At 73.1% G+C, this 21,808-nt stretch carries 7 protein-coding genes; 3 read left to right on the top strand and 4 right to left on the bottom strand.

What is annotated here, in order from left to right:
• Positions 1-286: 286 nt before the first annotated feature.
• Complete coding sequence (locus POL25_RS10985) at positions 287-9,784, bottom strand: DUF1508 domain-containing protein (RefSeq protein ID WP_272085907.1); 9,498 nt, start codon at positions 9,782-9,784, stop codon at positions 287-289.
• A gap of 663 nt (positions 9,785-10,447) precedes the next feature.
• Between POL25_RS10985 and POL25_RS10980 the strand changes: the two genes are divergently transcribed.
• The 3 genes from POL25_RS10980 to POL25_RS44235 all read left to right on the top strand — a co-directional run bounded on the left by POL25_RS10980 (position 10,448) and on the right by POL25_RS44235 (position 16,293).
• Positions 10,448-10,876 carry an ABA4-like family protein gene (locus POL25_RS10980; RefSeq protein ID WP_272085906.1) on the top strand — a complete coding sequence of 143 codons (429 nt, stop codon included), beginning with the start codon at positions 10,448-10,450 and terminating at the stop codon, positions 10,874-10,876.
• 250 nt (positions 10,877-11,126) lie between these two features.
• Complete coding sequence (locus tag POL25_RS10975) at positions 11,127-13,238, top strand: hypothetical protein (protein ID WP_272085905.1); 2,112 nt, start codon at positions 11,127-11,129, stop codon at positions 13,236-13,238.
• A gap of 148 nt (positions 13,239-13,386) precedes the next feature.
• Positions 13,387-16,293 carry a serine/threonine-protein kinase gene (locus tag POL25_RS44235; protein WP_272085904.1) on the top strand — a complete coding sequence of 969 codons (2,907 nt, stop codon included), beginning with the start codon at positions 13,387-13,389 and terminating at the stop codon, positions 16,291-16,293.
• A gap of 104 nt (positions 16,294-16,397) precedes the next feature.
• Here the strand turns inward: POL25_RS44235 and POL25_RS10965 are convergent, their stop codons facing one another.
• From POL25_RS10965 to POL25_RS44230, 3 genes are all read right to left on the bottom strand, one after another.
• The gene (locus tag POL25_RS10965) at positions 16,398-18,032 is read right to left on the bottom strand and encodes a glycosyltransferase family 87 protein (RefSeq protein WP_272085903.1); all 1,635 of its coding nucleotides are present in this window, start codon (positions 18,030-18,032) and stop codon (positions 16,398-16,400) included.
• A 262-nt stretch (positions 18,033-18,294) separates the two neighbouring features.
• On the bottom strand, positions 18,295-20,136 hold the full coding sequence (locus tag POL25_RS10960; protein ID WP_272085902.1) for a WD40 repeat domain-containing protein: 1,842 nt from the start codon (positions 20,134-20,136) through the stop codon (positions 18,295-18,297).
• Between the two features lie 178 nt (positions 20,137-20,314).
• On the bottom strand, positions 20,315-21,724 hold the full coding sequence (locus POL25_RS44230; protein WP_272085901.1) for a sensor histidine kinase: 1,410 nt from the start codon (positions 21,722-21,724) through the stop codon (positions 20,315-20,317).
• Between the last annotated feature and the right edge of the window lie 84 nt (positions 21,725-21,808).

Below are 21,808 nucleotides of genomic sequence, written 5' to 3'. Positions count from 1 at the left end.
GGGCCGCGCGGACGCACAGGTGCCGGCGTCGGCCAGTGTTTTACATGTCCCATCGAGCATGTCCTATAAAGCGTGTCGCAGGGAATTTCGACCGCGCGGACGCACGGGTGCCGGCGTCGGGCAGCGTGGGTGACATGTCCAATCGGGCATTTTCTTTAAAAAAAGTCGCAGGGGATTCGGCCGCGCGGACGCACAGGTACCGGCGTCGGCGCGGCGTCGATGTCCCATCGAGCATGTTCAATGAAACATGTCCTATGGGACATGCGCTCAGCCGGTCGGCGCGGCCTCAGGGCTTCTTGTCGCCGCGCAGGGGCGGGCGGCGCTCGTGCAGCCAGGGGCGATAGGCATTCATGCGGGCGCGCTGGTCGGCGGGGGCGCGGAAGCTGCAGGTCGAGAGCTCGTCGCTGCCCTCGGGGGCGCCCCAGCGCAGCTCGGGGCAGTCGTTGGGGTTGTAGGCGGCCTCGAGCGCGGCCTCGCGGTCGACGAGGTCGCGCAGGTGGAGGGTCCACGGGCTGCCGTCGCTGCGGGTGTAGGTGATGGCGTATTGCGGGTCGCGCAGCAGGGCCTCGAGCTCACCTTCGAGGGCGCGGGCGCGGGCCTCGGGGTCGCCGTCGGTGGCGTAGAGGTTGGGTCGCTCGCGCACGCGGTCGGGCAGGCCGCGCACGACGTCGAGGGCGAGCAGGAGGCGGAGGTCGCGGCCGGGGGTCGAGTAGCTCTCCCACGCGCCGGTGGCCTCGAACACCTGCCAGCCCTTCGGCATGGCGATCGCCCGCTTGCGATCGCGGGCGAACTCGGCGGCGCGCGCGACCGGGTCGATGCGCTCGCGCGCGAGCTCGGCGAAGGCGGCGACGGCCTCGCGCTGCCGCCGCGAGGCGTCCCACGGCGGCGGCTCGAGCAGGGCGGTGACGGCGTCGTAAAAGGCGGTGCCGGCCAGCTCGGCGTGGCCGGTCCAGATGTCCCCGAGGTCAGGTGCTTCGAGCAGCGCGGCGTTGTCGAGCTGGACCAGGCCGCCGCCGGGCTGGCGCACGACCGGGCGGAACTGCTTGAAGCCGACGCCGCCATGCTCGGGCGCGGTGTCCCACAGGAACAGGCCCTCCCAGAACTGGCGCGGGACGATGCTGCCGTCAGGCCCGCCATCGACGGCCAGCAGCGCGCCGGGCCCGTCGCCGTGAGCGGACACGAGGTCGACGATCAGGAAGACGCGGCCGTACGGGTCGGCATAAACGGCGCCGGGTCGCAGGCCGCGATGGTCGAGGCGCACGGGGTAGAGATCGGAGACGGAGTCGGTGACGGCGGTGCGCGGATTGCCGGCGTGCACGCCCCAGCCGAGGTTGCGGTGGAGGAACCGCTGGACCCGCGCGAGCTCGGTCGCGGGCATGGTGAAGCCGGAGCCGGGCTCGAGGTTGGTGCGGGCCTCGCCGCAGCGCGGAGCCTTGCCCTCGCCGCCGCGCTGGCACTTGCGATAGGCGAACGGGAGCCGGCGCTTCCACGACCAGTAGGCGCGCACGACGTAGGGGAGGTCGGCGCCGTCGGGATCGAGGCGGAGGGCGAGCGGGTTGTCGGCCCGATCTTCGCGGAGGCCGAGCGCGTCGTGGAGGAGGTTGCGCGCGGGGTCGGTGGTGGCGACGTCGAGGCGAGCGAGGCCGGCGGGGTCGGCGGTGAAAAGCTGGCGCACCCAGGCGCTGTAGAGGGCCTCCTCGGCGGGGCTCCAGGCCCGCTCGACCGCCCAGGCGCGGCCCTTGGCGGCGAACGGGGGCCGCTGCGGCGGCTCGGTGAGGACCTGTACTTTGGAGCAGGTGACGGGGCGACCGTCGCGGACGACGGCGACGGTGTACTCGCCGGCGACCGCGGGGGTGTACTCGGCGACGGCGGAGGACGGGGTGCCGAGGTGGACGCGCACGTCGAGCGCGCGGCCGGGGGCGTCAGGGGCGAGCAGGTGGAGGTCGAGCGAGATGTCGTCGGCGAGGGTGGCGGCGAAGATCCGCAGCGGCTCGCCGGCGAGCGGGGCGAAGGGGGCGACGAGCAGGCCGATCGCGGGATCGGGGGCGTCGGGGCAATCACCGAGAGCGAGCGCGGGCGGGGTGACGACGGCGGGCTCGCGCGGCTCGGGCGGGACGACGGGCGGCGCGGGCGGGGGCTGGCTGGGCGGCTCGGCGGGGGGTGCATCGCCAGCGCGCCCTTCGACCCCGGCCGCGTCGCCGCGGAAGAGGAGGCGCGAGGCGACGGCGCCGAGGAAGGCGAGGGCGGCGAGCACGACGCCGAGCCTCAGCCAGCGGTCGCGCGTGCTCGGGGCCAGGCGCAGCGGCGGCAGGCGAGGCGGCGGGAGGTTGGTCGGCTGGGCCGGGGCAGGCTTGACGGCGGCGGGCTGGGTGACGGCGAGGCCCATGCGCAGGAGGGACGGGAGGCCCTGCGTGGGCGCGGATGAGATGTCCTTGAGGACAGGTGTGTCGCGGGGGCCAGGGACCGTCTCGCGCGGGTCGAGCAAGGTGTCGCGGAGGACGAGCGGGATGTCCCGAGAGACAGGTGATATGTCCCTGGGGACAGGCGTGTCGCCGGCGGGCGGATCGCGGCGGGCAGGGTCCGAGAGCAGCAGGGGGCGCTCGAACGGCTGCGGGGTGGTGGCGCCGGGCTCGGGGATCAGGTTGGGCAGCAGCGAGGCGCGCCGCGGGATGTCGGCGAGCGGGCGGTCGAGGCTGACGGTGATCGGCGTGCCAGGCTCGGGGATGAGGTTGGGCAGCGACCGCTTGGGGCGCGGGCCGCCGGGCGAGTCGAATTCGAGGGCGTCGAGGGTGGGGACGAGGGCAGGAGCGGCGTGGGCGCTCGAGGGCTCGCGGCGGGTGAGCGAGGTGGGGACGGCGTGGGCGCTCGAGGGCTCGCGGCGGGCGAGGGAGGTGGGGACGGCGTGGGCGCTCGAGGGCTCGCGGCGGGCGGGGGCGACCAGCGGGGCGGAGCCCTCGCGCCGGCGCGGGCTCGGGATGGCGGCGTCGCGCAGCAGGACTTCGAGCTCGGGGACGAGAGAAGGGGCCTCGCCGCGCGGGGCGTCGGGCTCGGGAGGGGTGAGCAGGCCGAGGTCGGGGAGGGCGGTGGGCTCGGGGGGCGCGGGAGGCTGCTGAATGACGATCGGCGTGACGAGCGGCTGTGGGGTGTGCGTCGGGCCAGCGCCGGGAATGACGGCAGGGCCGGGCCGATTGGCTAGACCGATGGCAGCGAGGGTGCCGGGCGGAATGAAGGGCCGCGGGTACGGATTGGTGATCGGCGGGAGCGGGCCTGCAGGGCCGGGCTTGGCGAGGATCGGGTGGGGAAGGATCCAGGCGGAGGGGGCGCCGGTCGGCGTGGTGGGGGTGAGGAGCGGGACCGGCGAGGGGATGAGGTGAGGGGCGGACCAGCGCGGGAGGGCCGAGGCGAGCGGCGAATCGTGGCTCGAGGATTCGGTGGGCGGTGGCTGGGGGGTGGAATCGTGGGAGTCGAGCGATTCGCGGGAGGGCTGAGGCTGAGCCGGCGAATCGACGGGGGCGGGAGAGGGCGAGGATTCGGGGGCGGGCTGCGACTCGGTGGTGATGGTGGTGCCGAGGGAATGGGAGGATGGGTGCGGGGCGGAGGCGGGGGCTTCGGGGAGCGGGGCGGAGGCGGGGCGAGAGGTCGCGCGCGGGGCTCCGGGGACCGGGGCTTCGGGGAGCGGGGCGGAGGCGGGGCGAGAGGTCGCGCGCGGGGCTCCGGCGGAGGGCGGGCGCGGCGGCTGGCGGACGGAGGGCCGTGACTCGGGGCGCGGGGCGGGCCCGGGTGGGGCGGCGCGTGCGTCGTCGAGGAGGGCGTCGTCGCCGTACGGAGCAGTGGCAGTCGCGGTGAGATCGACGAGGGGGATGCTGAGGATCAGCGGGCCGTCCTGGACGGGCTGTGGGGGGGCGCTCAAGCGATAGAGGGGGGCTGCGTCCTCGAGCGCGGGCAACATCGGCGGCTGGACGAGCAGAGGCGGATCGGAGGAGCGATGGGCGGCGTCGCTGACGATCGATTGATCGGGCTGGGGGGCGGCGAGGGTCGATTCGAGGCGCGGAGGGGCGGTCGATTCGTCGGCGTCTTCGTCGATGAGGTAGGAGAGCAGCCGGGCGGGCCGCGGAGGCGGCGTCGGGGTCTCAGGGTCGCCTTCGTCGTCGTCGTCGTCGAGGACGGCGAGAGAGGTGAGGGACTCGGCAGGAGAAGGGTCCTGCGGGGGCAGGGCGGCCGAGAGGAGGCGCGAGAGGGGGGTCGCGTCGGACGGGGCGGTGTGCGAGGCAGAGGAGGCGCTGGCGGGTTCGTGTGATTCGCGGGGAGCGGCGGGCAGGGGGGCGAGGACGCCGGGCGAGGACTCTGGCGAAGAAGATGAGAGGCGCGAGTCGGCGCTGGCGGAGTCGTGCGAGGCGAGGAGCGGGTCGGGCGGGTCGCTCGAGAGAGGGGGGCTGGCGGAATGTTGGGAGGCGAGCGCGGGGAGCGAGTCGGAGGGGTCGCTCGGAGAGTCGGCTGCGCTGTCGGGGGCAGGGAGCGAGTCGGAGGGTTCGCTCGGGAGGGGGTCGCTGGAGGCGGGTGAAGCCGGGTTGAGCGAGGCGGCGGGGTCGCTCGAGGAGATGGCAGCGCCGGCGGGGTCGAGGGCGGTGAGCGAGTCGGGGGGGGCGCTGGGGAGAGCTTCGGCGTCGAGGGACGCGTAGGCGCCGGAATCGCTGGACTCGAGCTCGGCGATGGCAGTAAGCGAGTCAGCCGGGTCGAGGGAGGCGGAAGCGTCGACGGCCTCGAGGTGGTGCGATTGCAAGCCGGTGAGGGAATCGGCAGGGAGGCCGATGGCGGTGAGGGAATCGGCGGGGTCCGTGGCTTCGGCGGGGCGCGAGGGCCGGCTCAGGTCGTGGGCGGCGAGGCTGGTCAGGGAGGTGAGCGAGTCGCCAGGCTTCGATGCTTCGTCGTCGGCGTAGTCGGGCGGAACGGCCGAGAAGGGGAGAGCAGGGGGCGTCTCGCGGTGCGGAGGCGGCCGCGGGGGGGAGATGGCGGAGAGGCGGGAGGGGGGTTCGTCGCCCGGCGGGAGGGCGGAAGAATCGCCGGGGTGCGCGGGCTCTGGGGTAGGAGCGGTTGCCGCGGAATCGGCAGGTCGAGGAACTTCTGCGAGGTCGTCGGCGGGAGCGGGCGGGGAAATGCCGAGAGGGTGGTGAGCGCTCGAAGCTGTTCGGTCGTCCGGCGCAATGGAGGGATCGGTGTCGATGCCGAGGCTCTGCGCGGCGTGTGGATCGTCGGGCGCGACGGGGGATTGGACGTCGCTGTTGTCGAGGGCGTCGAGGACTCGGGATGCTTCTCGATCGGCATCGAGATCGATCGTGAGAGCTTCGAGGGATGGAGTCGAAAGGTCTTCGTCTCCGGTCGAGGCGGCGGGCAGATCGGCGAGGGACTGCGTCGGCGAATCGTCGCTGGCAGGAGACTCGGCGGAGAGCGGTAAGGCGTCGGCGGGAGACTCGGCAGAGAGCGGTGCGGTGTCGAGAGGATCGCTCGGGGCGTTGAGGTCGGCGAGGGGCTGCGGCGGCGAATCGTCGCTGGCGGGGGTCTCGGCGGAGAGCGGTGAAGTAGCGAGGGGATCGCTCGTGACGGGGAGATCGGCGAGGGGCTGCGGCGGCGAATCGTCGCTGGCGGGGGACTCGGCGGAGAGCGGTGAAGTGCCGAGGGGATCGCTCGTGACGGGGAGATCGGCGAGGGGCTGCGGCGGCGAATCGTCGCTGGCGGGGGACTCGGCGGAGAGCGGTGAAGTAGCGAGGGGATCGCTCGTGACGGGGAGATCGGCGAGGGGCTGCGGCGGCGAATCGTCGCTGGCGGGGGACTCGCCGAGGGACTGGCTCGGGGCGGTGAGGTCGGTGAGGGGCTGCGGCGGCGAATCGTCGCTGGCGGGGGACTCGATCGGGGCGGTGAGGTCGTCAGAGTCTTCGAGGGTGGTGAGAGCTCGCGTGAGGGAATCGTCGCTGGCGGGGGGCTCGGTGGAGAGCGGTGAGGCGCCGAGCGGATCGCTCGAGGCGGTGAGGTCTTGGCCGACGGGGAGGTCGAGGGCGGCGAGAGCTCGCGTCAGCGAATCTTCGCCAGAGAGGAACTTCGATCCGGTGCTCGGCGAGGCGAGGGCGTCGAGAGGTGTTCCTGCCTGGAGGGGGGGGCGTGAGGCAGCTTGTCGAGGCTCGGGGATGGCGAGCGCTTCGAGGGCGGCGAGTGATGGCGTCAGTGAATCTTCGCCGGTGGCGAGGAGCGGGGCATCGAGAGGATGCGAAGGAGCGGGGCTCGTCGGCGTGTCCTCGCGGAGCTCCGTGGTGGCGGGCTCGAGCGAGGGAGCGGGCGCAGGAGGCGGTCGAAGGCTGGAAGTGGGCGCGGCAGGTTCGGCGGCGTGCGGTGATTCGAGCGCGTCGAGGGCGAGGGTCAGCGAATCTTCGCGGCTGTTCGAAAGGACAGGTGATAAGTCGGGTTCGTCCGGGGCGTCGATGGCGTCGATGGCGATCTCGGTGAATCCCGAGCCGGAGCTGCGGACGAGGCTCTCGGCGAGGAAGGGGACCTCGTCGGCGACGGCGAGTGAAGCGGCGCCGTCCTGCACGAGGTCGGGGGTGAGGGCGAGGATCGAGGCGGCGCGGGCGGTGTCGGCGGCGGCGAAGGTCGATGCGTCGGGCGAGTCGAGGGCGATCGTCAGCGAGTCCTCGGGTTCGCCGGCCGCCCCGAGGTCGGACGGATCGATCGGGGTGGGCGTGAACGGGGGCGGGAAGGTCGAAACCGGCCGGGGGTGCGAGGGCGCCGATGCGGTGCGGTCGGTGAAAGGGGGCGACTGGGGCGGCGCTGGCTGGCGATCGAAGGAGGCGGGGCGCGACGACTGAGGGGTGCGGAGATCGAACGGCGCCGGGCCCGGTGGCTTGGGAGCGCGGAGATCGAACGGGGCCTGGGAGGCGGGAGCAGAGCCGTCACGCTCGAGCCGGAGGGAGCTGGGAGGCGCGTCGAGGGGGAGCGGGGAATGGTGGGGCGAGGCAGGCGCGAAGGTCGAGAGTTCGGTGGAGTCGAGCTCGATGGTCAGCGAGTCTTCGTTGGCCGGCGGGACGTGGGGGAGGGCGTGGGCCGAGGCGGCGGCGAAGGTGGCGGAGTCCTGGCGATCGAGGGCGATCGGGATCGCTTCGTCGAACTCGAGGGCGTCGAGCGGGGCGAGAGCTTCGTCGAGCTCGTCGGCGGAGAAGGGGCCGCTGGGTCGACTGGAGACGTCACGGGGAGGAGGAGGCGGGGCTTCGCTGGCGGGCGACGCGGCGGGAGCGTGGGCGCGGCCGGTGGGCTCGGCGCTGGCTGGTTGCAGCTCGAGGTCCGGCGAGGATGAGGCTTGCTCTTCCGGTGAATGCGCGGAGGCGGCGAGCTCGGGAGAAGACGAGAAGGCAGTGGGCGCGGAGGCTTCGGGAGAGTCAGAAGGGGCGGTGGGCTCGGACTCGTCGAGAGGGGCGCCGGGTGGGGTGATTTCGGCTGGAGGGGGGAGGGTGTTCGGGGCGAATGCTTCTTCGGCGGGGTCGTCGGGTGATTGTTTGGATTCGGCGGACTCGGGCTCGTCGGGCGAATCGGCGGAGGGCGCGGGAGCGTCGTCGCGGCCGATGGAGGCGGGCGATTGCGACGCGGGGGGCTCGACGGGTGGATGTGAGGCGGGGACGTCGGGCGGATGGGGGGAAGGGGCTCGCGCGCTCGCAGAATGCGCAGAGTCGGGAGCGGCCGGCGCATGTACGGAGTCGGGAGCGTCCTGCGAATGCTGGAGGACGGTAGAAGCGGGAGCGTCTGGCGGATTCGTGGCAGGAGCGGGAGCGTCTGGTGAATGCGCAGAGGTGACGGCGAGCGTGTCCGGCGAATGCGCGAGGGCGGGGGCTTCCGAAGGATGCGTGGATGCCGCGGGGGGCTGTGGTGAATGTGAGGTGGTTGTCGGGGAGGGCTGTGAAGGCGCGGATGCTGGAGGCTCGCCCGACGAATGCGAGAGGTCGGCTGCGTGTGCGCCGTGCGAATGCGCGGGGTCATGCGGGGCGACCGGCGAAGCAGCGGATTCGCGGGCTTCGGTGGTCAGGGAACCGGTGCGGTCGACCTGATCCGACGATTGCGGCGAGGCGTCGGGGGAGAGGGCGGAGACGGCGCGGGCGGTGGAGGCTGGTGAATGATCGAAGGCCGCGGGGGTGGGGGCGTCGGCAGAAGCGGGGAGCGTCGGGGACGCGGCGGCAGGAGTGGGCGAGGTCGCGGCGGGCGAGGCGGTTGCAGGAGTGGGCGAGGTCGCAGGAGTGGGCGAGGTCGCGGCGGGCGACGCGGGCGAGGTCGCAGGCGAGGTCGAGGTCGCGGCGGGTGGCGAGGTCGCAGGAGTGGGCGAGGTCGTGGCGGGCGACGCAGGCGAGGTCGTAGTGGGCGAGGTCGCGGCGAGGGTCGTGGGCGAGGTCGCGGCGGGCGACGCGGGCGAGGTCGCAGGAGAGGGCGAGGTCGCGGCGGGTGTCGGTGACGTCGCGGCAGGAGCGGGCGAGGTTGCGGGGGGCGAGGGTGGGGCGAGGCGGGCGAGGGAGGTGTCGCGTGAGGCGTCGAGGGCCTGGCGGGCCAGCGCGTCGGGGTCCGGGGATTGGCCGGTGTCGCCCTCGCCGCTGGCGAGTTCGTGCGGGAGCTCGATGAACGAGGACTCCCACAGGCGGATGCCGTACTTGCGGCCATGTTGGAGGATCTCGCCGCGGATCCACGCGACGGCGCGGTCGAGGGCGGCGCGGCTGCCGAACAGGCGGCTGCGGGTCAGCTCGCGGCCGTTGACGGCGGAGACGGCGAAGCGCAGCTCGTCGCCGGCGACGCGGTAGCACACGGGATCGCCGGCGCCCTTGAGCAGGCTGCGAATGCCGTGATCGCGGGCCTTGGGGGTGCTGTAACCGTGGCTGAAGAGGAGGGCTTCGCCGCGCTCGTCGTTGAGGTGGAAATAATGATGGCCGTCGTTAGCCTTGAAAGCCTCGAATCCGGCAGCTCCCGAGGTCGATCTGCGGGTGAGGTCGTAGCCGGATTCGGCCACCTTGCGGCGGGTCCGCGCACCCGCAAACTCCTTGGCCTCGATCGGGGCGAGCCGCACGAGCTGGGTGATGGCGGCGTCGCACTCGGCTTCGCTGGCGAGCCAGGGGCCGCGGGCGATCTCCCGGCCGTTGCGGGCGGTGAGGACGAAGTAACGCCGACCCTCGGCCTCGCGCCGATCGAAGCGCCGCGGGTCGGCGGCGGCGGCGAGGACCGATTCGACCTGCTCGTCGCGCGCGGAGCGGGTGGTGAAGCCGCGCAAGTAGAGCAGGACTTCGCCGCGCTCGCCGTGGAGGTGGGCGGTGAAGAGGCCGTCGCTGGCGCGGCTGAGCAGCTCGAGGCCAGGCCTGTCGGCGCGGCAGGCCGCGAGGTCGTAGCGCACGGCGACCTGGATGGTGTCGACGGGCTTGGCGCCGCTGCGCTGCGGGCGGGCGAGGTTGACGATGCGGAACCGCTCGGCGCCGACGACCCAGCGCTGGAGCTCGGCGAGGTTGGCGTCGGCCTCGGCCGGGCTCGGGCAGGCGATCCCGCGGGCCAGGAGGCCGCCGTCCTCGCCGCGCAAGGTGAAGTGATAGCTGTCCCCCTCGACCTGCAAGGAGGCGTCGACGCCCTCGCGCAAGCTGGCGATGACGGCCTCGATCGCGCGCTCGACCGCGGGCTGATCGCGGAACTCGACGCTGGTCAGGCCGATCCGCTCGCCTTCGAGGACGACCTGGAACGCGAGCGCGTCGCGCGTTTGCTGGACGACACGGAAGTACACGGGGCTCGCTCCCGCGGTGACCGGCGCCCGGTGCGGCGGCAGGCCGGAGCACCGCCAATCTATCACGGGAGGGCGGCGCGGCGCGCACGATCGCCGAGAGCGAGGGGTGCGAGGGGTGCGAGATCGTATGCCGCGCAGACGCCGGCGAAAATGCCAGCCTGGACGGATCCGCGCGCTCCGCGGGGCTCCCAGACCCCACCGCCGCGAGTCGGTGTGCGCGCAAGGAGATGTCCCTCAGGACAGGGACGGTGCGTGGGGCGAGAGAGGCGAACGAGAGTGTCGGAAGGCGGGGAGATGGCAGGAGGGTCAGGGACGAATCAAATGGAGGCAGCGGATGCGGGGATGCTAGATGGCCGAAGGGACAGGTCTTGATGGCCGAAGGGACAGGTTTTGATGGTCGAAGGGACAGGCATTGATGGCCGAAGGGACAGGTTGGAGAGAGAGGACGCCGCGCGGGCCGGGTCGGGGCGGTGCTGGGCGGAGCGATCTGCGCGTGGGGCGGGAGCGTGGTGGGCCGGGCGGCTGCTCGGGTCGAGGAGGGGCGACGCGAGGTGATTCCTGGGGGGCCGGGATCGTGGCGAGGTGGGGCTGCCGGAGGGTTCAGGCGAGAGCCGGTGCGGATCGGGGTGCGCGGCGGGGCGGGATTGTGAGACGCTGCGGGTCGTGGATCCGCATCGACTGTTCACAATCCTCAACTCCGCGACCCTGGCCGGCTGGGTGCTGCTGTGGTTGGCGCCGCGGGCTCGCGTGACGCAGCGGCTGGTGTACAGCGGGGTGTTCTCGCTGCTGCTGTCGGCGATCTACCTGGCGATCCTGCTGCCGCACTTCACGACGGAGGACCTGCGGGCCTTCAACTCGCTCGAGGGCGTGATGCGGCTGTTCCAGAACCCGTGGGTGATGCTGGCCGGGTGGGTGCATTACCTGGCGTTCGATCTGTGGGTCGGCGCGTGGATCGGTCGCGACGCGGCGGCGCGCGGCAGCTCGCGCTTGCTGGTGGTGCCGTGCCAGGTGCTGACGCTGATGCTCGGGCCCGTGGGGCTGCTGGTGTACGTGGCGCTGGTGCGGCGGGCGCTGCCGTCCGGGCGGCCGTGAGCCGGCTCGGGCCGGCGTTTGTGGCCCGTGCGCGAGGTGCGTGAGGCGGCGGAGGTGGTGCGGTCGCCCTGGGGCGCCCGAGGGCGCGAGCCCGGAGAGCGAGAGCCTCGGGCGCATGGTTTGGCGCGGAGGCGGGCCTTGGCGTCGTCGGCCCGATCTTCGCTCCGGCTCGCGGGGGCTGGCGAGGGTGAGCGGGCCCGCGAGGGCGGGCGCGCCGGATTTGTCCGCCGGCGCTTATGATCGGCCGATCATGAAGCACCCGCGGTCCTCGTTCCCCTGTTCGTGTCTGGCGTCGCTGGCGGCGCTGATGGTGCTGGCCTGCGGCGACGCCGGCTCGGCGACGACGGAAGACGCCAGCTCGACGAGCGCGGCGACGACGACCGGGACGCCGACGACCGACGTGACGCCGACGACGACCGAGGCGACGACGACCGAGACGAGCGCGACGACCGAGGAGCCGACGACCGGCGAGCCGCTGCCGCCGGCGGAGGTGCCGGAGGGCTGCAACCCGATCGCGTACGCGGCCGACTGCTTGCTGCCGTACCCGTCGGACTTCTTCCTGGTCGAGGACGCGGGGCTGCCGAACGGGGTGCGGGTGGCGCTGACGGAGCAGGCTGTCCCAAAGACCATGATGGGCGCGTCGATCGACAACCTGGCGGCGCACCCGACCGACGGGTTCTCGCACCACATGCCGATCCTGGCGCTGTTCCCGGAGGGCATCGACACCAAGAACCTGACCTTTCATACAGGTGACGGCGACGCGACGCTGACGGCGAGCAGCCCGACGCTGCTGATCGAGGTCGAGACCGGCGAGCTGGTGCCGCACTGGGTCGAGCTCGACGCGATGACGGACGACCCGACGCGGCAGGCGCTGATCGTGCGGCCGTTCGTGCGGCTGAAGGACAGCGCGCGCTACGTGGTGGCGTTCCAGGGGCTTGTGGCGGCCGATGGGACGGCCGTGGCGCCGCCGCTGGGCTTCGCCCACGTGCTGCAGGGCGATGTCGCGGGGCATGCGGTGCTGGAGCCGCTGGCGCAGCGCTACGAGGAGCAGATCTTCCCGGTGCTCGAGCAGGCCGGGGTGGCGCGCGCGGGGCTGCAGCTGGCGTGGGACTTCACGACGGCCTCGGAGGCGCGCAACACCGATGACCTGCTGGCGATCCGCGAGGACGTGATCGCGACGCTGGGCGCGGCCGGGCCGGCGATCGAGTTCGACAACGTGATCCCCGACTACAGCGAGGAGTTCGCGCTGCGGGTCGAGGGCAAGTTCGAGGTGCCGCTGTACCTCGAGGCCGACGAGCCGATGGCGCGGATCCACCGCGGGCCCGACGGGAAGCCGGCGGCCAACGGGACGATCTGGGTCCCGTTCACGCTGCAGGTGCCGAGGTCGGTGTGGCCGCTCGCGGCCGACTTCGAGCCGGCGCGCATCATCCAGTACGGCCACGGGTTCTTCGGCGAGCGCGAGGAGATCAACTGGAGCGCGATGCGGGCGTTCTCGACCGAGCGCAAGTTCATCATGGTCGCCACCGAGTGGGCCGGGATGGCGCTCGAGGACCAGGGCGTGGTGGTCGAGACGATCTTCGAGGACCCGTCCGACCTGTTCCTGTTCACCGACCGGCTGCACCAGGGCTTCGCCAACCAGCTGGCGCTGTCGTACGCGATCCAGACCACGCTGGCGGACAGCGCCGAGCTCGAGGCGTTCGGTCAGCTGCTCTACGCGCCGGACGAGGTCTACTGGTACGGCATCTCGCAGGGCTCGATCTTCGGCCTGACGTTCATGGCGCTGTCGCCGGTGGTCGAGAAGGCGGTGCTCGACGTCGGCGGCGGGCCGTATTCGCTGATGATGACGCGCTCGGGCTCGTTCTCGATGCTGTTCGACATCGTCAAGGTGGTGATCGGCGACGAGCCGCTGCTGATCCAGAAGTTCATCGCCCTCAGCCAGCACACCTGGGACCGCGTCGACCCGCTGACCTACGCGCCGCGGGTGTTGCAGCAGCCGTACGAGGACAGCCCGGCGCGCAAGATCCTGTTCTCGTATGGCATCGGCGATCACTCGGTCAACAACCTCGCCAGCGAGCTGCTGATGCGGGCGACGGGGATCGATCTGCTCGACCCGCCGGCCCGGCCGGTCTACGGCCTGCAGACCACACCTGCGCCGTCGGCGGGCTCGGCCGGGGTCAACGTCGACTATCACGTGCCCGAGCTGCCGGGGATCGAGGCGGAGATCCCGAAGGAGCCGCCCGGCGAGTACAACGTGCACGAGAATGTCCGCCGCAACCCGAAGATCCGGACGCAGATCGACATGTTCCTGCGGCCAGGTGGGCAGATCGAGAACTTCTGCGACGGGGCCTGCGATCCCGAGTGACGGCGGCGCGGGCGCACGGCTCGAAGGCGCGCGCCGGCTGGGCGAGGGCCCGATTCGCACTTGCGCGGCGAAATGTCGCCGAATTGCGGGACAGTGATCCGTCGGCGTTCCCGTCGCGGGACCGGCTCGGTACGCTGGTGCGGCCAGGGTGGAACCGGCGGCCACAAGCGACCCGAGCGAGGTCCCGACGCGGCACGAGTCGGGGCCGCCGGCGCGAGACGTCGCGGCGCCGCAGCCGTTCCGCATCGACCGCTACACGGTGATCCGTCAGCTCGGGGTCGGCGGGATGGGGGCGGTCTACCTGGCCTACGACGAGGAGCTCGACCGCTGCGTCGCGCTCAAGTGGATGCACGCGGGCGAGCACGAGGGCTCGTTCGGGCGGGCGCGGATGCTGCGCGAGGCGCAGGCGCTGGCCAAGCTTTCGCACCCGAACGTGGTCCAGGTCTACGCGGTCGGCAGCGCCGACGGGCGGGTGTTCCTGGCCATGGAGTTCTTCGACGGCCTGACCCTGAGGACATGGCAGAAGAGACAGGCGAGGAAGTGGCGCGAGATCCTGGCGGCCTACCTGCAGGCCGGCCGCGGGCTGGCAGCGGCGCACGCGGCCGGGCTGGTCCACCGCGACTTCAAGCCCGACAACGCGATGATCGACGCCAGCGGGCGGGTCTGCGTGGTCGACTTCGGGATCGCCCGGGTGCCGGCGCTCGGCGACGAGGAGCCGGGCGCGTCGCCGCGGCTGCCGCTGGCGCTGACCGATACGGCGCGGCTGTTCGCGGCCGACGCGTCGGCGCTGTCAGGGCCGCTGACGGAGGCCGGGACGCTGCTCGGGACGCCGGCGTACATGGCCCCGGAGCAGATGATGCGCGCGCCGGCCGACGCCCGCTCGGACCAGTTCGGCTTCTGCGTGTCGCTGTGGGAGGGGCTGTACGGGGCGCGGCCGTTCGTCGGTCGCCGGGTCGAGGAGCTGGCGCCGCAGGTGTTCGCGGGCGAGCTGCGGGCGCCGCGAGGCCAGGTCCCGGCGGCGGTGGCGGCGGTGCTGCGCCGCGGGCTGACGCTCGACCCCGACGGCCGCTTCCCCGACATGGCGGCGCTGCTGGCGGCGCTGACCGAGGCGGGCCAGCGGCGCACGCGGCGGCTGATCGCGGCCGGGGCGCTGGCGGCGGTCGCGATCGCGGCTGGCTTTGGGTACATGGCGGCAAGGACAGGTCCTGAGGGCCAGGTGGCGGCGCAGTGCCGGACCGCGGCGGGGCTGGTGCCGGGCTGGGACGAGGGCGGGCGGGCAGCGGCGCGGGCGGCGGTGCTGGCCACGGCGGCGCCGTTCGCGGCCGACGCGTGGGCGGCCGCGGCCCACCGGCTCGACGCGTACGCGGATGAACTTCAGGACATGACCGAAAGGGCATGTCTCTTGCGCCATGCGGGCGGGCTGGCGCCCGAGGTCCAGGCGCTGCACGAAGGCTGCCTCGAGCGCCGGCGGGCCGAGCTGGCGGCGGTGGCGGGGGTGCTGCAGGCGGCCGACTTCGACGCGGTCCGCGGGGCGGCCCAGGCGGCCTCGGGGCTGACGCCGCTGGCCCGCTGCGCCGAGCTGGCGACGCTGCGCGCCGAGGCGGAGCGATTGCCGCCGCCGCGCGAGCCGGCCCAGGTCGAGGCGGTGGCAGGGCTGCGCGACCGGCTGGCGGCGGCCAAGGCGGAGTTCGACGCGGGCAGGTTCAAGACGGCCCGCGACGCGGCGCGCGGGGCGGTGGAGGCGGCAGAGGCTGTCGGCTACGCGCCGGCGCTGGCAGAGGCGCTGGTCCGCCACGGGTCGGCGCAGGCGGCCGCGGCCGAGTACGCGGAGGCGCGAGCGACGTTGCGGCGGGCGTTCGCGGTGGCCGAGGCGGCCGGCCACGACGAGGTGGCCGCGACGGCGGCGACGCAGCTCAGCCACGTCAACGGGGTGCGCCTGCGCGAGCCGGCCGAGGCGCTGCTGTGGAGCGATGTCGCCGACGCCAAGCTGCGACGGATCGGTGACCCGCCGACGCCGCGGCTGGCCCAATTGATGGCGCTCGGGCTGACGCTGTCCGGCGCGGACCGGCTGGTGGAGGCGGCCGAGGTGCAGACGCGGGCGCTGGCGCTGGCCGAGTCGCGCAAGCGCGAGGCGCCGCTCGACTTCGTGCGGGCCGCCAACGCGCTGGCGTCGTCGCGCATGGACCAGAACCGGCTCGACGAGGCGGAGGCGCTGCTGCGCGAGTCGCTGGCGCTGCGCCAGCAGGTGCTGGGCCAGCACCACCCGGACGTGGCGGTGGTGCTGCACAACCTCGGGCGGGTGGCGGTGCAGCGGCTCGAGCACGAGGCGGCGCTGGGCCACTTCCGCCGGGCGCTGGCGATCCGCGAACGCAGCCTGGGCGGGGCCCACCCGGCGGTGGCCGAGACGCTGGCCGGGCTGGCGGTGGCGTCGTGCCAGACGGGGCGCGAGGCGGAGTGCCTGGGGCTCAACCGTCGCTCGCTGGCGGTGGCCGAGGAGGCGCACGGGAGCGAGGCGATGGCCCTGCTGACGCCGCTGTGCAACCTGGCGCTCGAGCTGGCGTCGCGCGGCGAGTTCGCGGCCGCGGAGGCGCACCTGCGCCGCGGCGAGGCGATCGCGCAGGCGCGCGGGGAGCAGGCCAGCAGCGAGGCGTCGTGGATCTTTTACGACCTGGGGATCGTGCTGCAGATGGACGGGCGCCCGGCCGAGGCGATCGCGCCGCTGCAGCAGGCGCTGGCGATCCGCGAGCGCGTGTTCGGGCCGGAGCACGTGGAGGTGGGGTTCGCGGCCCACCTGCTGGGCGAGGCGCTGGTGGCCAGCAAGCGCGCGACGGAGGCGGCGCCGCTGCTGGCCCGCGGCCGCGCGATCGTGGCGATGAACCCCTCGGCGGGGCTCGAGATCGTGCTCGACCACCTGGGGACCGCGACGGCCCGCTGGCGCCGCGATCGGCCGGCCGGCCGGGCGCTCGCCAGAACCGCGGCCGAGGGGCTGCCGCTCGCCGATCCGGCCGAGGCGCAGCGGCGCATCGAGGCGTGGCTGGCGTCGCACCCGGGGTGAGGCTGTTCTTCAGGACATGTTTTTTAAGACATGTCGATTTGGACATGGTCTTGTGGGCATGCCCGTGAGGACATGCCCGAACCGCCACATCCCATCGGGCCCGGTCAGGTGGACTTGCGGCCGGCGAGGGCCAGCCACAGGGCGGCGGCGTAGACGAGGGCCTGGACGACGAGGGCGAGGATCGCGACCGGCTGGGTCGCGGAGGGGATCATGATCATGATGGCGATCCAGACGGCGACGACGGCGACGACCTCGCGGCGGCGCTCGGCCGCGGCGGCGCGGAAGGCGAGGGCCCAGACGAGGGGGATGATCGCCTCGGGCGGGGCGAACGGGCTGCGCATGGCGCCGAGGGCGAGCAGGCCGAACCACTCGCCGAGCATGACGGCGCGACCGCGCGGGGTGGTCGGCGCGGGCCTTCGCCAGCCGGACGAGACAGCGACGACGAACAGGACGAGGGTGTAGCCCCAGGCGAGCTGACGGGCGAGGGCCCAGGCGTCGGCCTCGCTGCCGCCCCAGCCGGCGATCCGCGCCTTGAAGGGCACGCCGAACACGCCGAGGTTGGACATCGAGGGCAGCGGCTGGCTGAGGAAGGCGAAGGTCTCGCCGCTGGCGAGGCGCGGCAGGTGGTAGCCGAGGAAATCTTCGTAGGGGCGGGCGCCGAACAGGAGCAGGGCGAGGAGGGCGTAGAGGCCGGCGAACAGCACGGTCCAGGCGGCGGCGGCCCAGCGGCGCGAGGCCAGCAACCACACGCCGAGGATGCCGGGGAAGATCTTGGCGCTGATGACGAAGGCGAGCAGGGCGGCGCCGCTGCGCGTGCGACCCTGGACGATCGCCAGCATGGCCAGCGCCGACAGGGCCATGGCCATGATCTGGAAGTTGCCGAAGTAGGCGGTGATGAGCAGCGGCGGCGACAGGCCGATGGCGATGACGAGGAGGCGGGCCCGCCGCTCGGCTTCGCCGCCGAGCCAGCGCGCGAGGGCGAGGCTGACACCGACGAACACGACTGCGGTCAAGGCGAACCACAGGGCGCGGATGGCCATGAAGTCGGAGGTGAGGGCGAGCATCAGCCGCGGCAAGGCGAGGAACTGCGGCGGGTACTCGTAGGTGTCCATGGTGAGCGGGCCGATGTCGATCGCCGACGGCAGCTCGGGCCCGGGCGCCGCGGGCTCGAAGCCGTAGCGGTCGTCGTAGATGTTGGCGTCGCCGCGCCGGGCGAGCTCGGCGCCGTGCACGTAGCTGGTGAGGCAGGAGTGGCGCGAGATGAACTCGGCGTCGGCGAGCGCGCCCCACCGCTGGGTCGGATCGGCCATGAAGACGCTCATGCGGGCGAACTGCAGCAGGCCGATGGCGGCGAGCAGGGCCCACAGGGCGGCCGTGATGCGGCCGCGCGGGAGCGGGGCGCGGGCGGCGAGCGGGAGGCCGAGCACGAGCAGGCCGCCGAGGCTGGCGGCGGTGGCGAGGGCGGCCAGCGGGGCGCCGGTGAGGACGAGCAGGAGGCCCCCGGCGAGCCCGCCGGCGGCCCATGCGACGAGCGGGTGGAAGGCGCGGCGGACGAGAGCGACGGCGGTGGCGAGGGCGACGGCGAGCAGCGCGGCGAGGGTGACGGGCAGGGCGAGGTGAGGCTCACCTGTCCAGGAGGACAGCAGGCGCACGAGGCCCTGGACGAGGATCGGCGCGAGCAGCAGGAGCATGACGCCGCCGACGAAGAGGCGCGGACGCGAGACCGATCCAGTCGACATGGCGAGGGTGTACCGAAAACCGGCGGGGCTTTCAGGGGCGATCGCAGCGTGCGGCGCGGCGACGCAGCCGGGCGGCGGCGCTCGGTGTGAGCCTGGTCGCGGGGGCGGCCGGACCGTCACGCCGGACGGCCGGTGACGGACGAATCGGCGGGCGGGACCGGACATGTCCTCCAGGACACGCGTGACGTCGCGCCTGGGACCGAGATGTCTCTAGAGACATGTCTTTTGAGGAATGTCCACAGGGACATGTGCGATCGAGCCGCTATCCGCCGAGGTCGCCCCAGCGGAGGATCGTGCCGTCTTCGCCGCTGCTCCACAGGCTGCCGTCGTGCCAGGCGAGGGCGCGGACCTCGTCGGTGTGGGCGTGGTGGGTGGCGACGAGGGCGCCGGTGAGGACGCGGTGCTGGGTGATCGCGCCGGAGGGGAAGCCGAAGAACAGCCACACGCCGCGGTCGTCGAAGCAGACGCACTTGGGCCACTGGCGCTCGCCGGGGACGCCGTGCGGGAGCTCGGTGACGACGCCGGAGGCGACGTGGACGAGGCGGGATTTGTCGTCGCAGGCGAGGCCGACGTGGGCGCCGTCGCGGCTGAGGGCCAGGTCGCGCACGGTGTCGGCGATCGTGACGGTCAGGAGGGGCTTGCTCTTGCCGAGGGCGACGACGGTGAGCTCGGGGCCGATCATGACGGCGGCCGCGGTGTCGCCCAGGTCGAGGGCGTGGAAGTAGCTGCGGGCCTTGATGGTCTTGGCCCACTTCGCGGCCCCGAAGGCGCGCCACTGGGCGTGCACGGTGGGGTCGGCGCTGCTGGCCCAGGTGTGCGAGGTGACGGCCCAGGTGCTGGCGTTGGGCGCCAGCGCCAGCTCGGCCGCGGCCTTCTGCACCGGAAAATTTTCGCGCGGCTCGCCGGCGGCGTCGAAGTGGGTGACCGACGAACCGCCGGCCTCCTCCTCGTGGAGGACGAGCATGCGCTGGCCGTCGGCGGTGCGGACCATGTCGTGGACGCGCCGCTCCCTCAGCAGCTGCGCGGCGCCGCTCTGCAGATCGATCTCCATCACCGCGGGGTGGGTGTTGGCCGGCTGCAGCGTATGGGCCGTCAGCGCGCCGCCGTGGAACTGCAGGCGGCGTGCGCCCTGGCTGTAGCCGTGCAGCCGCGCGCTCGGCTCGCCTGGCTGGTCGATGCGCCAGATCTCCACGCTCGCGTCCAGGTGCTGGATCGCCGCCACGTGCGTCGCCCCGGCGGCCGCCGACTGGCCGCGCCACCACGGGGTCGTGCCGTTGGCGCCGCGCTGCTCGGCGGTGAAGATCACGCAGCGCGCCGTCACGTCCCACACCTGCACGTGGCGCAGCGGCATGTGGAAGGCGAGGTGGCGCCGGTCGAAGGTGATGCTGGCCTGGCGGGCGCCCTGCGACAGGCCCGCGAAGGAGTCGAGCTTGCCGTCGACGAGGCCGAACCGCTTGCCGTCGATGGTGAGCACGGTCCCGCCGGTGGCGAAGAACGGGGCGGAGAAGCTGTCGAACACGGGGATCCCTTCGACCTGGCCGTCCGGGTGAACGAGCTGCCCGCTGCGGCCGGCGCCGGCGATGTAGACCGCGCCGTCGGGGCGCACGGCGAGGGTGGAGGCGCCGTTGAGCTCCAGCGGCAGCTCGAGCTCGCGGACCTGCGCGCCGGTCGCGAGGTCGACGGTGCACAGGCTCGGCGGGACGCCGTTGCGACGCCAGACCAGCTGCGCACCGTCGGGCGAGAGGTTGGCGGTGAACACCCAGCCGAAGCTGGGCTCGGTGAACAGGCGGACGAGCTCGCCGGTGGCCGGCCAGACGCGCACGACGGCGCTGCCGCGCGAGCTGCGGACCGCGGCGATTACCGAGACGCCGTCGGGGTGGGCGGTCATCCACTCGACGCCGCCGCCGAGGTCGAAGGCGGCGCGCGGAGGGGTGGGCGCCGATGGATCGTGCGTGGTGAGCTCGCGGCTGCCGCCGACGACGAGGGTGCCGTCGGCCAGGAACGCCAGCGCGTGCGGCTTGCCGGCGAAGATCTGCAGGCTCGGCGCGCCGGGGACGGGCTCGCGGCGCGTGATGGGGGCGGGGTCGATCGCTAGCCAGGACATACGGGGGGTCGTCCCGGCATATCAGCGCGGGCGGGCGGCTCACAAGCCCGATGAAGCCGGACGAGCGACGGGTCCGGGGCCGGCGTAGGGACATGTTCCAGGGGACATGTCGCAAGGAAAAGGCATGAGGCGATATGTCGTATGGGACATGCCCGCGAGGACATGTCCCAAAGGCGGGTCATGTCGCGCGGTCGGGCAGGGTCGGATGGGTCGGCATGACGACGGTGAAGGCGGTGCCGTCGCCGATCGCGCTGGTGACGGCGATCGTGCCGCCCATCATCGTGCACAGCTCGCGGGTGATGGCGAGGCCGAGGCCGGCGCCCTCGTAGCGGCGGGTCGAGGTGGCGTCGATCTGGGTGAACTTCTCGAAGATGAGGTTCAGCTTGGACGGGTCGATGCCGATGCCGGTGTCGCGGACCTCGAACACCAGGCGGGCGGGCTCGCGGCGGGCGCGGAGGAAGATCTGGCCCTCGCTGGTGAACTTGGCCGAGTTGCCGAGCAGGTTGAGCAGCACCTGCTTGAGCTTGCCGCGGTCGGTGACGATCCAGCCGATCTCGCCGTCGCACTGGACGTGCAGCTGGTTGTTGCGCCGGCGCACCGCGGGCAAGATGGTCTGCTCGACCTCGCGGACGAACTCGTCGAGGTCGAATTGTTCGGGGACCAGCTCCATGCGGCCGGCCTCGATCTTCGAGAGGTCGAGCACGCCGCCGATGAGGCCGAGCAGGTGCTTGGCCGCCAGGACGACGTTGCGCAGGTCGGGCAGGACCCCGCTGATCGGGCGCTGGCGGTCCTCGCGGGCCTCGTCGATGATCATCTCGGTGTAGCCGATGACCGAGTTGAGCGGGGTCCGCAGCTCGTGGCTCATGTTGGCCAGGAAGGCGCTCTTGGCCCGGTTGGCCGTCTCGGCGCCGTCGCGGGCCCGCTCGGCGTCGATGCGCGCGGCCTCGAGGCTGCGGTTGGTCAGCTCGAGCAGCTGGTTGGAGACCGCCAGGGCGTTGCGCGCGCGCTCGCTCTCGGCCAGCGCCTCCATGATCCGCTGGTTGAGGGCGCGCGCCATCAACCACTGCAGCCAGAAAGCGGTCGGGGGCACCAGCAGCTTGATGGCGATGTCGCCGAACTGGGTCGCGGTCTCGTCCTCGCGCAGGACCAGGCGGGCGATCACGCTGACGATGTAGACCGCGCTGATGGTGACGATGTGGGCGATGCCGGAGCGGCCGCGGGTGCGGATGGCGATGCCGGGCAGGAACACGACGAGGGTCAGGGCGGCGACCCCGGCCAGCAGGGCGGTGTCGGGCTTGCTGGTGATGACGACCCCGGCGGTGCCGCCGTACGCGGTGCCGAGCATCATCAGCTCGGAGGTGCGGGTCAGCTTGGTGCGGGTCAGCGAGCAGGTGGCGAAGCAGAACGCGGCGATGACGACGTAGACGACCCCGGACAGCCGGTCCCAGTCCTGCTCGGGCCCGGCGGTGCTCAGGATCGCCGCGCCCACGAGGGTCGTGGTCAGCCCGACGAAGGCCATGATGGCGAGGCGGATCTGGCGGATCCGTGCGTCGCCGAGCGAGGCGGACGCAGGCGAACGTCTCGCCACAGGAGCGGAGCCTGCTCCGTCCGTGATGGCCGTCGGCACTTCAATGACTGTAGCGAAAAATCGTCAGCGACGGATCACGCCCAC

It is taken from the genome of Nannocystis bainbridge (assembly GCF_028368995.1).
In the GTDB taxonomy this organism is placed as follows: Bacteria; Myxococcota_A; Polyangia; order Nannocystales; family Nannocystaceae; genus Nannocystis; species Nannocystis bainbridge.
Note: the sequence above shows the minus strand (reverse complement) of the source record. Positions and strands in the feature narration are given on the sequence as shown.